At 71.5% G+C, this 14,243-nt stretch carries 11 protein-coding genes; 9 read left to right on the top strand and 2 right to left on the bottom strand.

The annotated features are described in order from the left end of the window. The first annotated feature begins 44 nt into the window (after positions 1-44). From AB0M62_RS00955 to AB0M62_RS00985, 7 genes are all read left to right on the top strand, one after another. Positions 45-1,652, top strand: coding sequence for a carboxyl transferase domain-containing protein (locus tag AB0M62_RS00955; RefSeq protein WP_366071917.1), 1,608 nt, complete (start codon positions 45-47; stop codon positions 1,650-1,652). A 7-nt stretch (positions 1,653-1,659) separates the two neighbouring features. Beyond that, complete coding sequence (locus tag AB0M62_RS00960) at positions 1,660-3,690, top strand: biotin carboxylase N-terminal domain-containing protein (protein WP_366071918.1); 2,031 nt, start codon at positions 1,660-1,662, stop codon at positions 3,688-3,690. Further along, a complete protein-coding gene (locus AB0M62_RS00965; RefSeq protein WP_366071919.1) occupies positions 3,687-4,847 on the top strand; it encodes an acyl-CoA dehydrogenase family protein in 1,161 nt (386 codons plus the stop codon). The genes AB0M62_RS00960 and AB0M62_RS00965 overlap by 4 nt, the downstream gene beginning before the upstream one ends. Before the next feature lie 76 nt (positions 4,848-4,923). After that, positions 4,924-6,510, top strand: coding sequence for a 4-coumarate--CoA ligase family protein (locus AB0M62_RS00970; RefSeq protein ID WP_366071920.1), 1,587 nt, complete (start codon positions 4,924-4,926; stop codon positions 6,508-6,510). Then, entirely contained in the window at positions 6,507-7,331 is an 825-nt protein-coding gene (locus AB0M62_RS00975; RefSeq protein WP_366071921.1) for an enoyl-CoA hydratase family protein, read from the top strand. The genes AB0M62_RS00970 and AB0M62_RS00975 overlap by 4 nt, the downstream gene beginning before the upstream one ends. Continuing rightward, positions 7,319-7,906 (top strand): TetR/AcrR family transcriptional regulator, encoded by a 588-nt coding sequence (locus tag AB0M62_RS00980; protein WP_366071922.1) that lies wholly within the window; start codon positions 7,319-7,321, stop codon positions 7,904-7,906. The genes AB0M62_RS00975 and AB0M62_RS00980 overlap by 13 nt, the downstream gene beginning before the upstream one ends. A gap of 313 nt (positions 7,907-8,219) precedes the next feature. Continuing rightward, a complete protein-coding gene (locus AB0M62_RS00985) occupies positions 8,220-9,248 on the top strand; it encodes a 2-oxoglutarate and iron-dependent oxygenase domain-containing protein (protein WP_366071923.1) in 1,029 nt (342 codons plus the stop codon). 101 nt (positions 9,249-9,349) lie between these two features. On the opposite strand, the gene AB0M62_RS00990 is transcribed toward AB0M62_RS00985, so the two are convergent. Beyond that, positions 9,350-10,450: a citrate synthase 2 gene (locus tag AB0M62_RS00990; RefSeq protein WP_366071924.1), complete on the bottom strand. Its 1,101-nt coding sequence runs from the start codon at positions 10,448-10,450 to the stop codon at positions 9,350-9,352. Between the two features lie 335 nt (positions 10,451-10,785). On the opposite strand from AB0M62_RS00990, the gene pdxH reads away from it, so the two are divergent. After that, entirely contained in the window at positions 10,786-11,472 is a 687-nt protein-coding gene (pdxH, locus tag AB0M62_RS00995) for a pyridoxamine 5'-phosphate oxidase (protein ID WP_366071925.1), read from the top strand. Between the two features lie 525 nt (positions 11,473-11,997). Continuing rightward, on the top strand, positions 11,998-13,362 hold the full coding sequence (locus AB0M62_RS01000) for a PAS domain-containing protein (protein ID WP_366071926.1): 1,365 nt from the start codon (positions 11,998-12,000) through the stop codon (positions 13,360-13,362). Between the two features lie 66 nt (positions 13,363-13,428). Here the strand turns inward: AB0M62_RS01000 and AB0M62_RS01005 are convergent, their stop codons facing one another. Beyond that, entirely contained in the window at positions 13,429-14,184 is a 756-nt protein-coding gene (locus tag AB0M62_RS01005) for an SIS domain-containing protein (protein WP_366071927.1), read from the bottom strand. Positions 14,185-14,243 lie beyond the last annotated feature (59 nt).

Raw genomic sequence — 14,243 nt, forward strand, 5'->3', positions numbered from 1 at the left:
ACCCTCAGTCGCCAGGACCCGCGGCCCGCGTCCGAGGGGGCGCTGTGACCGTCCTCGCCACGGCCGTCGATCCGCAGAGCCCCGAGTACACCGCTCATCGCGAGGCGATGCTCGCCAAGCTCGCCGACCTCACCGCCGAGCACGCCAAGGCCCTCGCCGGGGGAGGTGAGAAGTACACCGCCAGGCACCACGGACGCGGCAAGCTGCTCGCCCGCGAGCGCATCGAGCTGCTGCTCGACCCCGACACCCCGTTCCTGGAGCTGTCGCCGCTCGCCGCCTGGGGCAGTGACTACCCGGTCGGCGCCTCGATGGTCACGGGCATCGGCACCGTCGAGGGCGTGGAATGTCTGATCACCGCCAACGACCCGACCGTGCGCGGTGGCGCCAGCAACCCATGGACGCTGAAGAAGGCGCTGCGCGCCAATGAAATCGCGTACGCCAACCGGCTGCCCTGTATCAGCCTGGTCGAGTCCGGCGGTGCCGATCTCCCCTCCCAGAAGGAGATCTTCATCCCCGGTGGCGCGATCTTCCGCGACCTCACGCGCCTCTCGGCGGCCGGCATCCCGACCGTCGCGGTCGTCTTCGGAAACTCGACGGCGGGCGGGGCCTACGTCCCAGGCATGTCCGACCACACCATCATGATCAAGGAGCGCTCGAAGGTCTTCCTGGGCGGACCGCCGCTGGTGAAGATGGCCACGGGTGAGGAGAGCGACGACGAATCGCTCGGCGGGGCCGAGATGCATGCCCGCACCTCCGGTCTCGCCGACTACTTCGCCCTCGACGAGGAGGACGCCCTGCGACAGGCGCGGCGCGTCGTCGCCCGCCTCAACTGGCGTAAGGCACATGCCGATCCCGGGGCCGCCGAGCCGCCCAAGTACGACGAGGAGGAACTCCTCGGGATCGTCCCCGGCGATCTGAAGACTCCCTTCGACCCCCGTGAGGTCATCGCACGGATCGTCGACGGCTCCGACTTCGACGAGTTCAAGCCGCTGTACGGGACGAGCCTGGCGACCGGATGGGCGCGGCTGCACGGCTACCCCGTGGGAATCCTCGCCAACGCGCAGGGAGTGCTCTTCTCCGCCGAGTCCCAGAAGGCCGCTCAGTTCATCCAGTTGGCGAACCAGCGTGACATCCCGCTGCTGTTCCTGCACAACACCACCGGCTACATGGTGGGCAAGGAGTATGAGCAGGGCGGCATCATCAAGCACGGCGCGATGATGATCAATGCGGTGTCCAACTCCAAGGTGCCGCACCTGTCGGTCCTGATGGGAGCGTCGTACGGCGCCGGGCACTACGGCATGTGCGGCCGGGCGTACGACCCGCGCTTCCTCTTTGCCTGGCCCAGCGCCAAGTCTGCCGTGATGGGACCGCAGCAGCTCGCGGGCGTGCTGTCGATCGTGGCCCGCGCCTCGGCGGCGGCGAAGGGGCAGCCGTACGACGACAAGGCCGCCGAGGCGGACGCGGCGCTGCGCTCCATGGTCGAGCAGCAGATCGAGTCCGAGTCCCTGCCGATGTTCCTGTCCGGGCGGCTGTACGACGACGGGGTCATCGACCCGCGCGACACCCGCACCGTGCTCGGCCTGTGTCTGTCGGCCCTCCACAACGCGCCGGTGGAGGGCGCGCGTGGCGGCTTCGGCGTCTTCCGGATGTGAGGCGGAAATGATCAGCTCTGTTCTTGTCGCCAACCGGGGCGAGATCGCCTGCCGGGTCTTCCGCACCTGCCGTGAACTCGGCCTGGCCACCGTGGCCGTGTACTCCGACGCGGACGCGGGCGCTCTGCACGTACGGGAGGCGGACGCGGCGGTACGGCTGCCCGGTGCCGCGCCCGCCGACACGTACCTGCGCGGTGATCTGATCGTCAAGGCGGCCCTCGCGGCAGGCGCCGACGCCGTCCACCCGGGCTATGGATTTCTCTCAGAGAACGCCGAGTTCGCGCGCGCCGTACGGGACTCGGGCCTGTCCTGGATCGGTCCGCCACCAGAAGCGATCGAGGCCATGGCCTCGAAAACCCGCGCCAAGGAGCTCATGGCGGCGGCCGGTGTTCCCCTGCTGGCCCCGGTGGAACCCGGAGAGGCCACCGACGCCCATCTTCCGCTCCTCCTCAAGGCCGCCGCGGGCGGTGGCGGCCGGGGCATGCGGGTCGTCCGCGATCTGGTGACGCTCCCCGCCGAACTCATCGCCGCCTCCGCCGAAGCGCGGTCCGCCTTCGGTGACGGCGAGGTCTTCGCCGAGCCCTACGTCGAACGCGGCCGCCACGTCGAGGTCCAGATCCTCGCGGACGCACACGGCACGGTGTGGGCCCTCGGCACCCGCGACTGCTCCCTCCAGCGCCGGCACCAGAAAGTCGTGGAGGAGGCTCCCGCGCCCGGCCTGCCCGACACCCTCCGGGCATCTCTCCACGAGTCCGCCGTGGAGGCGGCGCGGGCCATCGGCTACCGGGGCGCGGGAACGGTCGAGTTCCTCGTCACCCAGGACGGCCGTCCTTACTTCCTGGAGATGAACACCCGCCTCCAGGTTGAACACCCGGTGACCGAAGCGGTGTTCGGCCTCGATCTGGTCGCCCTGCAGATCCGGGTCGCCGAGGGCGCTCCCCTTCCGCCGGTGCCGCCCGTCCCGGTGGGCCACGCGGTGGAGGCCCGGCTGTACGCGGAGGACCCGGCCCGCGAGTGGCAGCCCCAGACGGGCCTGCTGCACCACCTGTCGGTGCGGGGGGCGTCGCACGTGGGCGGGGCGTCCGTACCGCCGGGAGCCGGGACCGTGCCGTGGGTGCGGCTCGACGCCGGCTATGCCGACGGTGACGTCATCGGCGTGCACTACGACCCCATGCTCGCCAAGGTCATCGCCTGGGCGCCCACCCGTGCCGAGGCCGTCCGGAAGCTGGCACACGCCCTGGAACTGGCCCGCGTCCACGGGCCGGTCACCAATCGCGATCTGCTGGTGCGGAGCCTGCGCCACCCGGACTTCGTGGCCGGAACCCTCGACACGGGCTTCTACGACCGGCATCTCGCTGCGCTCACTTCACACGACGCCGCCACGGGGGCTGCCTCGCCGGCCGTACTCGCCGCCGCCCTGGCGGACGCCGCCGCGCGGCGCGAGGGGCCGCACGGTCCACCGGGTGGAGCCGTCCTGCCCGCCCGGATCGGCGGCTGGCGCAACGTCCCCTCCCAGCCGCAGGTCAGGCGCTACCGCGCCGAGCCCGACGGCACCGAGTACGAGGTCCGCTACCGCCTGACCCGCGACGGTCTGGACGCCGAGACCTTCCCCGGCCTGCGGCTCGTCGACGTACAGCCCACCCGCGTTGCGTTCGAAGTGGACGGCGTCCTGCGACAGTTCGACGTCACCACGTACGCCGGCCCGGCGTACGACGCCCGCACCGTGTACGTCGACACCCCCACCGGCGCCCACGCCGTCCTCACCGCCCTGCCCCGCTTCCCCGACCCGCAGGACCGGACCGAACCCGGGTCCCTGCTCGCGCCCATGCCCGGTGTCGTCGTCCGTGTCGCCGACGGGCTCGCGCCCGGCGACCGCGTCACCGCCGGGCAGCCTCTTCTGTGGCTGGAGGCCATGAAGATGGAGCACCGCATCGCGGCTCCCGCCTCCGGCACGCTCACCGCGCTCCACGCCGCCCCCGGCCGCCAGGTCGAGGTCGGTGCCCTGCTCGCCGTCGTCCAGGAGGAACCGCAGTCATGAGCACCGTCCTCGAAACCGAAGAGCACCAGGCCCTGCGGGCCGCCGTCGCCGCCCTCGGCCGGCGCTACGGCCGCGACTACCTCACCCGGGTCGTACGTGACGGAGGCCATCCCGAGGAGCTGTGGGCCGAGGCCGCCAAGCTCGGCTACCTCGGCGTCAACCTCCCGGAGGAGTACGGCGGCGGAGGCGGCGGCATCGCCGAGCTGTCCATCGTGCTGGAGGAGCTGGGCGCGGCAGGCTGCCCACTGCTGATGATGGTCGTCTCGCCCGCCATCTGCGGCACGGTCATCGCCCGCTTCGGCACCGAGCGGCAGAAGCGGCAGTGGCTGCCAGGACTTGCCGACGGCAGCCTCGCCATGGCCTTCGGCATCACCGAGCCCGACGCCGGCTCGAACTCCCACCGGATCACCACCACCGCCCGCCGTGACGGGGACGACTGGCTGCTCACCGGCCGCAAGGTCTTCATCTCCGGTGTGGACATCGCGGACGCGACCCTGATCGTCGGCCGCACGGAGGACGCCCGGACCGGACGTCTCAAGCCGTGTCTGTTCATCGTCCCGCGCGAGGCGCCGGGCTTCAGTCGCGCGCAGATCGACATGGAACTCGCGTCGGCGGAGAAGCAGTTCGAGCTGGTCCTGGACGACGTACGGCTGCCCGCGGACGCCCTCGTCGGCGACGAGGACGCCGGCCTGCTCCAGCTCTTCGCCGGCCTCAACCCCGAACGCATCATGACCGCCGCCTTCGCGCTCGGCATGGGCCGCTACGCCGTCGCCAAGGCCGTCGAGTACGCCAAGACCCGCGAAGTGTGGAAGCAGCCCATCGGCGGTCACCAGGCCATCGCCCACCCCCTGGCCCAGGCGCACATCGAGCTCGAACTCGCCCGGTTGATGATGCAGAAGGCCGCCCGCCTCTACGACGCGGGCGACGACCTCGGCGCGGGAGAGGCGGCCAACATGGCCAAGTACGCGGCCGGCGAGGCCTGTGTGAAGGCGGTCGACCAGTCGGTGCACACCCTCGGCGGCAACGGCCTCACGCGGGAGTACGGCCTCGCCTCCCTCGTCACCGCCGCCCGCGTCGCCAGGATTGCGCCGGTCAGCAGGGAGATGATCCTGAACTTCGTATCGCACCAGTCCCTGGGTCTCCCCAAGTCGTACTAGTACGGGGGATTCTGAGCCCGCAGCAACGCGTCCGGCAGGAGTCCGGCGCGCGTACGCCGTCGAAGGGATCATGGTCATGGTGTTCCACAGCGACTACCCGGCAGTTCCTGTCGTCGATCTGCCCATCCACGACGCAGTACTCGGCCGGGCCGCCGAGTTCGGCGACACCGTCGCCCTCGTGGACGCGGCCGACGGTGCCACCCTCACGTACGCACAGCTGGACGGCTTCACCCGCAAGATCGCTGCAGGGCTCGCGGAGTCGGGGCTGCGCAAGGGAGACGTACTCGCTCTGCACAGCCCCAACACGATCGCCTACCCGGCCGTCTTCTACGGCGCGACGCGGGCCGGCGCGTCCGTCACCACCGTGCACCCGCTGTCCACCCCAGAGGAGTTCGCCAAGCAGCTGCGGGACTCGGCGGCCCGCTGGATCGTGACCGTCTCTCCGCTGCTCGAAGTGGCCCGAAGGGCCGCCGAACTGGCCGGCGGGGTGGAGGAGGTCTTCGTCTGCGACAGCGCGGACGGTCACCGGTCCGTCCTCGACATGCTCGCGACCACGGCCCCCGTACCGGACGTCGCGATCGACCCGGGCGAGGACGTGGCCGTCCTGCCCTACTCCTCGGGCACCACCGCGAGCCCCAAGGGCGTGATGCTCACCCACCGCAGCATCGCCACCAACCTCGCCCAGCTCTACCCCGTCCTGCCGATGGGACCCGGCGACCGAATCCTCGCGGTGCTGCCGTTCTTTCACATATACGGCCTTACGGCCCTGATGAACGCACCGCTGAGCCACGGGGCCACCGTCGTCGTCCTGCCGCGCTTCGACCTCGACCAGTTCCTGACGGCGATAGAGACACACCGCATCACCGGCCTGTACGTCGCCCCGCCCATCGTCCTCGCGCTCGCCAAGCATCCGGCGGTGGCGGGCCACGACCTGTCCTCACTCCGGTACATCGTCAGCGCCGCCGCCCCGCTGGACGCCGCACTCGCCCAGGCCTGCTCGCGCCGGCTGGACCTGCCGCCGGTCATGCAGGCGTACGGGATGACGGAACTCTCGCCCGGCACCCATGTCACGCCGCTGGACGGGCCCGGCTCACCCCCCGGAGCGGTCGGCAAACTCCTGCCGAACACGGAGATGCGGATCCTCTCCCTCACGGAGCCGGGCAAGGAGCTCGGGGCCGGCGAGGAGGGGGAGGTCGCTCTCCGCGGACCGCAGGTGATGAAGGGCTACCTCGGCCGCCCGGACGAAACCGCCGCGATGATCGACGCCGAGGGATGGGTGCACACGGGCGACGTGGGGCGGGTGGACGAGAACGGCTGGCTCTTCGTCGTCGACCGCGTCAAGGAGCTGATCAAATACAAGGGCTACCAGGTCGCCCCGGCCGACCTCGAAGCGCTCCTCCTCACCCATGAGGAAATCGCGGACGCGGCCGTCATCGGTGTCTACGACGCGGAGGGCAACGAGATTCCGAAGGCGTACGTCGTCCGCCAGCCGTCGGCGGACGGCCTCACCGAGGAGGACGTGATGGCGTACGTCGCCGAACGCGTCGCCCCGTACAAGAAGGTCCGCCGCGTGGAGTTCACCACTCAGGTGCCACGCGCGGCCTCCGGCAAGATCCTCAGGCGCGAACTGCGCGTGAGGGAAAGGAAGTCCGACAGCGTATGACGCTCGTACAGCTTGTACAGACCGCGCACGAGCGCGGTGTCACCACACTCACGCTGGACTCGCCGGCGAACCGCAACGCACTCTCGGCGGCGCTCGTCGGCGAGCTGACGAATGCGCTGTCGGCGTGTGCGAAGGACCCCGCGGTCCGGGCGGTGGTCCTTACCCACACCGGCACGACGTTCTGCGCCGGAGCTGATCTGAAGGAGGCCACGACGCGGACACCGGCCGGGGTGGGAGCCCCGGCCGGTGCCCCCGGCCGGGCCGGGGCGGGCCCCAGCCATCCGCGGGGAGCCGCCGCGCACGGGCTCGTGAGTCTGATGCGGGCCGTCGTCGAGCTGCCCAAGCCCGTCGTCGCCCGGGTGACCGGGCATGTGCGGGCCGGCGGCCTCGGGCTGCTCGGGGCCTGCGACATATCCGTCGCCGGGCCCGGTGCGAGCTTCGCCTTCACCGAGGCCCGGCTCGGACTCGCGCCCGCCGTGATCTCGCTGCCGCTCCTGCCCCGGCTCGACCCCCGCGCCGCTGCCCGGTACTACCTCACCGCCGAACGCTTCGACGCGCCCGAAGCCGCCCGTATCGGGCTCATCACCCTCGCCGCGGACGATCCCGACGCCGCACTCGTCCCCGTACTCGACGGCCTGCGCGCCGGATCCCCGCAAGGCCTCGCCGAGTCCAAGCGTCTGCTCACCGCCGAAGTGCTGCGCGCCTTCGACCGCGACACCGACGACCTCGCCGCCCTCTCCGTCCGCCTCTTCGCCTCCGACGAGGCCCGCGAGGGCATGACCGCGTTCCTGGAGCGCCGGGACCCCGTATGGGCACGGTGACCGCCCCCAAGCAGGACCGCAGCCGGGCCACCCGGCAACGCCTCCTCGAAGCCGCCGTCTCCTGCCTCGCCGAACACGGCTGGGCCGGCTCCACCGTCTCCGTGGTCGCCGAACGCGCCGGCGTCTCACGGGGCGCCGCCCAGCACCACTTCCCGACCCGCGAGGACCTGTTCACCGCCGCCGTCGAATACGTCGCCGAGGAGCGCTCCACCGCCCTGCGCGCCCTGCCCGTCCAGGACCGCACGGCCGTCGTCGGCGCCCTCGTCGACCTCTACACCGGCCCGCTTTTCCGCGCCGCCCTCCAACTCTGGGTCGCCGCGTCCAACGAGGACCAGCTGCGCCCCCGAGTCACCGAACTCGAGACCCGCGTCGGCCGCGAAACCCACCGCATCGCGGTCGCCCTCCTGCGTGCCGACGAATCCGTCCCCGGCGTCCGCGAATCGGTTCAGGGCCTCCTCGACATGGCCCGGGGCCTCGGCCTCGCCAACGTCCTCACCGACGACACCGCCCGCCGCGGCAGGGTCGTCGCCCAGTGGGCGCGGCTGCTCGACGCCGCCCTCGGACAGCCGGTATGAGCCACGCGTGAAGGCCGTGTGACCCCCGTCACTTCCGCTTTTCCGGGGGCGGCGTACCCTTGCCGCATGCTTTCGCTCGTACGACGCCGCCACGTGGACTACGTCCGCGTCACGAGCGTGGGCTGTCGGCGCTCCGTCTGATCTCTCAGCACGCCCCGTCCCGCCCCGCCGCCCGCCCTCGCAGGTCAGGCCGCCCCCCTCTCCACCCCGCTCGGTCACCGGCGCGCATCGCCCCCACCCAGGCTGTCGCCGCGGCGCACGTACCCGGCACCCCCGGCTGCGCGACCGGGCCCACACACCCGCGGATGCACCCATGTCGTACCTTCAGCTCCCCGTCATCGACCTCTCCGCCGCCGACCGCGGCCCCCAGGCCCGTGCACTCCTGCACGCCCAGCTCCACAGCGCGGCCCACGACGTCGGCTTCTTCCAGCTGACCGGGCACGGCATCACGGACACCGAGACGGACGCCCTGATGTCTGCCATGCGCGCCTTCTTCGCCCTCCCCGAGGCCGAACGGCTCGCCATCGGCAACATCAACTCCCCGCACTTCCGCGGCTACACCCGGACCGGAGACGAGCACACCGGCGGCAGCCGGGACTGGCGCGACCAGCTCGACATCGGCGCCGAACGGCCCCCGCGCATCCCGGGACCGGGCGAGCCCGCCTACTGGTGGCTGGAAGGCCCCAACCAGTGGCCCGCCGGCCTTCCCGCCCTGCGCGCCGCGGCCCTCGGCTGGATCGACCGGCTCAGCGAGGTCGCCGCCCGGCTGCTGCACGAGCTGCTCGTTTCCATCGGCGCCCCGGCGGACTTCTACGACGACGTCTTCGCCGGCCACCCCCACCTGCACCTCAAGCTGGTCCGCTACCCCGGCAGCGGCGGCGCGGCCGACGGCACCGGCCAGGGCGTCGGCGCCCACAAGGACTACGGCTTCCTCACCCTGCTCCTCCAGGACCGGATAGGCGGCCTCCAGGTCCAGCGGGGCGACGGCGAGTTCCACGACGTACCGCCGATCCAGGGCGCCTTCGTCGTGAACCTCGGCGAACTCCTCGAAGTGGCCACCAACGGCTACCTCAAGGCCACCAACCACCGCGTCGTCAGCCCGCCCGGCGCGACCGAGCGCTATTCGGTGCCGTTCTTCTACAACCCGCGCCTCGACGCCCGTATCGAGCCGCTGCCCTTCCCGTACGAGGCACAGGCCCCCGGTGTCACCAGCGATCCGGCCAACCCGCTCTTCGCCGAGTTCGGCCGGAACGAGCTCAAGGGCTGGCTGCGCGCCCACCCCAAGGCCGCCGCCCGGCACCACGCCGACCTCGTCGAGCAGCCGCTCGTCGCGGCCGGCTGAGACCCGCGCCAGGCCCCGGGGCCACCCCCCGCCACCGGCCCCCCACCGGGAAACGGGTGCGGCGCCGTTGCCGTGTGGTGCCGGCCGGTCGGACGCGCCGGTCAGCCGGCGATGTCGCCGTAACCGACGATGTCCTGGGGGCTCCGCGTGCCCGGGCCCACATACCGCGCGGAAGGCCGCACCAGTCGTCCCGTCCGCTTCTGCTCCAGGATGTGCGCCGACCAGCCGGCCGTACGCGCACACGTGAACATCGACGTGAACATGTGCGCAGGCACCTCGGCGAAGTCCAGCATGATCGCCGCCCAGAACTCCACGTTCGTGGCCAGCACCCGGTCCGGGCGACGCGCGTGGAGCTCTTCCAGCGCCGCCTTCTCCAGCGCCTCCGCCACCTCGAAGCGGGGCGCCCCCAGCTCCTTCGCGGTGCGCCGCAGCACGCGCGCCCGCGGGTCCTCCGCCCGGTACACCCGGTGGCCGAAGCCCATCAGACGCTCGCCCTTGTCCAGCGCCTGCTTCACATACGCGGTCGCGTCACCCGTGCGCTCGATCTCCTCGATCATCCCGAGCACACGGGACGGCGCACCACCGTGCAGCGGCCCCGACATGGCGCCCACGGCACCCGAAAGGGCGGCAGCCACATCGGCGCCGGTCGACGCGATCACCCGCGCGGTGAAGGTGGAGGCGTTCATGCCGTGCTCGGCGGCCGAAGTCCAGTACGCGTCGACGGCCTTGACGTGCTTCGGGTCCGGCTCGCCGCGCCAGCGGATCATGAACCGCTCCACAACCGACTGCGCCTTGTCGATCTCCCGCTGCGGCACCATCGGCAGCCCCTGCCCGCGCGCGGACTGCGCCACGTACGACAGTGCCATCACGGCGGCGCGCGCCAGGTCGTCGCGGGCGGTCTGCTCGTCGATGTCGAGCAGCGGTTTCAGGCCCCACACGGGCGCGAGCATCGCCAGCGCCGACTGCACGTCGACCCTGATGTCACCGGAGTGCACCGGAATCGGGAACGGCTCCGCGGGCGGCAGCCCGGGGTTGAACGCACCGTCGACGAGCAGGCCCCACACATTCCCGAAGGACACGTGCCCGACCAGGTCTTCGATATCGACGCCCCGATAGCGGAGAGATCCGCCTTCCTTGTCGGGTTCGGCGATCTCCGTCTCGAACGCGACGACCCCTTCGAGGCCGGGTACGAAGTCGGACATCAGGCGGCTCCTCATGATGTGTGCGACAAGCGGCGTGAAACCGGGTGTCAAAACAGGTGGTGAAAGCAGTCGGCGCCGGCGCGGATCCACGGTCGTATGCGCACGACTCGCGGTCCGGGCCCGTCACCCCCGTGATGCCCCGTACGGCCGGTGGGCACCCAACCGCTCGTGGAGCAGGCACGATATCCCGTCATGTACGGAGGCCACAGAGGCCCAGCCCAAGATTTTGGCGGGTTCCGCCGATGCGGGGAAGCGTGATGTCCGGCACACTGCTCTATTCCGTCCGGGGAGGATTAGCGGCACTCCGTGCCGGGCAGACTGGGGGCTGCGGCAGGATGGGTCCCGTGGAGAACCAGGACCTGGACCTTGACCCCGCCGGCTTCGATCCCGCCGCCATGCGCAAGCAGTACCGCTCCGAGATCGTCACGGAGGACTCCTTCGCCGACGAGCCGATGGAACAGTTCGCCCGCTGGTTCCACGAGGCGGTGACCAGCGGCCTGTTCGAACCGAACGCCATGGTGGTCACCACCGCCACGCCCGACGGCCGGCCCAGCTCCCGCACGGTGTTGCTGAAGGCCTTCGATGCCCGCGGCTTCGTCTTCTTCACCAACTACACCTCGCGTAAGGGCATGGAAATCGCCGCGAACCCGTATGTCTCGCTGCTCTTTCCCTGGCATCCGATCGCCCGCCAGGTCATCGTCTCGGGCACCGCGGCCCGGATCGGCCGCGACGAGACGGCTGCCTACTTCCGCTCCCGCCCGCACGGCTCCCAGCTCGGCGCCTGGGCGAGCGACCAGTCCTCGGTGATCGCCTCCCGAGAGGAACTCGACCGCCGTCACGCGGACCTACTTGCGCGCTACCCGGAGAACGAACGGGTCCCGGTCCCGCCGGAGTGGGGCGGCTACCGGATCGCACCCGAGGCGATGGAGTTCTGGCAGGGCCACGAGAACCGCCTGCACGACCGGCTGCGGTACGTGGCGGAGGCTGAGGGCGGCTGGCGCCTCGAGAGGCTGTGCCCGTAGGCCGCGCGCAGGCCGCCCGTAGGGCCCCGGAACGCAGTGAACCCGTGGGCTCGGGTCCCTCCGTACGAGTACGGAGAAGCCGGCCGGACGTACCGGCGAGCCCACGGGTCGGCGACTGCTTGGGATTGGCCGGCGTTCCGCCGACCGCACTGGGTGCGACAACGGGCGCTAGCCCGCAGTCACCTCGCGCGTCCGAAATGAAATCACTTCGGGATCACCTCCTTTCAGGCGTGGTCTCACTCTAGGAAGCGGGCGGGGAAGCCTCAAGACATTTTTGACGGGCATTGTCGTCCCAGGCTTCCGTCTTCCTTGCGTACCCGTAGCCATCAGCCCGCTGGATCCGCCGTGGCTCCCGTGGGAGACGTCGAAGCGGCCCGTTGAGGTGGTGACGCGGTGTTGCCGTATCCGGTCGACTTTCCCAGTTACCGGGGCGCACGGATTTCGGGGAAAATGGTGTGGGCTGCGTCACGTTCCAGTTGAATGATCCGACGTGCAGCACACGCGAACACCTGCAGGGGGTGCCAGGTGAGTGCTTCCCGAAGTAGTGAGACCGCCGATGCCGTGGGGCCGCAGGAGCCGGAGCGGGAGGGCCCCGGGTCCGATCTGCTGGCCGCGCTTCTCGACGGGATGGATGCCGCGCTGTGCGCGTTCGACGCGGACGGTGTGGTCACCCACTGGAACCGTGAGGCCGAGCGGATTCTGGGCTGGTCCGCGGCCGAGGCCGTGGGGCGGCGCGGGTTCGCCGGGTGGGCGGTGCGGACCGCCGATGCCGAGGACGTGCAGCGGCGGCTGATGGCCGCCATGGACACGCCTGGCCGCCAGGTGCACGAGTTCGCGCTGGTGACGAAGGACGGCGGGCGCGTGCTCGTACGGACGCAGTCGGCCGGGGTCCGGGGCGCGGACGGCAAGCCGGCCGGGGTGTACTGCGCGTTCAGCGAGGTGCATGCGCAGATCGATCTGGAGCGGTCGATCGCGCTCAGTGAGGCGTTGCTGGAGGACGCGTCCTGGGGCGTGGTGCTGGTGGACGTCGACCTGCGTCCGGCGGTCGTCAACGCGCATGCGGCGCGTGCGCTCGGCTCGGGGCGTACGGCGCTGCTCGGGCGGCCGTTGGGTGAACTGCTCACGCAGGGCGTGGAGGAGTTGGAGGGTGCCCTGCAGCATGTGCTGGCCGAGGGCGCGCCGCCGGCGCCGGTCGAGCTGTGGGTGACGGTACGGACCGCCGAGGGTGGGCGCCGCCGCTGCTGGCGATGCGGCTTCCTGCGGCTGGCCTCGCCGCTTGCGGAGGAGCCGGTTCCGCTCGGGGTCGGCTGGCTGTTCCAGGACATCACGGAGTCGCGTCAGGCCGATTCGGACGCGGCACAGATGCGCTTCCGTACGAACCAGCTGCACCGGGCGGCCCGCGCGGCGGGGGAGTGCGACGATCCCCTCGAAGCGGCGACGGTGCACATGGAATTCGCCCTGGCCGGGTTCGCCGACCACGCGCTGCTGGACATCGCGACGGGGGATCCGCCCCATCTCGTAAGGGTGGCCTCGACGCCCGCCGGTGCCGCCGGCCCGGCGCTGCCGGCGCCGGGGTCCATTCCGGTGCGGTACGCGGAGGGGCATCCCGCGCTGCAGGCGATGGACCGGATCGGCCCGGTGCGGGCGAGCGCGCCGACGAACGCGCCGGCCGGGGCGGCGGCCGCGTGGGCGGCGGCCCGCCAGTGGCCGGACGGTACCGTGCACGCCCTGTGCACGGTGCTGCGCAGCCGTGGCCGCACGCTGGGGGTGGTCACTTTCCTGCGTGGCCCGAGCCGCCCGGCGTTCGAGCGTCCGGACGCGATGTACGGGGAAGATGTGGCTGCCCAGGTCGCCGCCGCGCTGGATCTGGCGCAGGTCCTCGCTACGTAGCGCGTCCTCGGCACGGAGGCGGCTGTCGTGGCCTAGGTCTGGCCTAGGTCCCGCGCTGCCCCCGCGTCAGTGACGGAAGAAGATCCGGTCGCGGTACTCCGTCATGACGCGGCCGTTCCACTCGTGCCCGCCGTCGACGTTGCCGGAGCGCAGCAGAGGCGGTTCGATGCCGCGGCCTGCGAGCTCGCCGGCCGCATGCGCCATGACGGCCTGCATGACCGCGCTGGTGACTACGGTGGACGCGGGGGCGAAGGGGGCTTCGATGCCGTCGGCCGTCAGCTCCGCGTCACCGACCGCGATCTTGCTGTCGAGGACGACGTCGCAGTGGTCCTTGAGGAAGGTGCCGGACACGTGCCGCGGCTTGGTTTCCGTCGCGTAGGCCACCGACGTCACTCCGATGACCTTCAGGCCGAGCGCCCGGGCGTTCATCGCCATCTCCACGGGCAGGGCGTTGCGCCCGGACAGCGAGATGATCACCAGCGCGTCCCCCTCGGTGGCGGGGCTGCTGTCGAGCACGGCGCCCGCGAGGCCGTCGACTCGTTCCAGGGCGCTGCCGAGGGTGGCCGGCATGACGTCGATGCCGACGACGCCGGGGACAGCGAGGAGGTTCATCAGCGCGAGGCCGCCTGCCCGATAGACGACGTCCTGGGCGGCGAGCGAGGAGTGGCCGGCGCCGAAGGCGAAGAGCCTGCCGCCCGCCGAGACGGTGTCGGCGATCAGGGAGCCGGCCGCGGCGATGTTCCCGGACTCCTCCTCCCGTACCCGCTGCAGCAGTGCGATGGCGGCGTCGAAGAACTGACCGGCCAGCTTGCTCTCGCTCATCGCGGAGGACCTTTCCAGCGGGGGTGTGTCCGGGTTCCGCCGATCACCGTGCGGTCTGG

Source organism: Streptomyces sp. NPDC051219 (genome assembly GCF_040682335.1).
Taxonomy (GTDB): domain Bacteria; phylum Actinomycetota; class Actinomycetes; order Streptomycetales; family Streptomycetaceae; genus Streptomyces.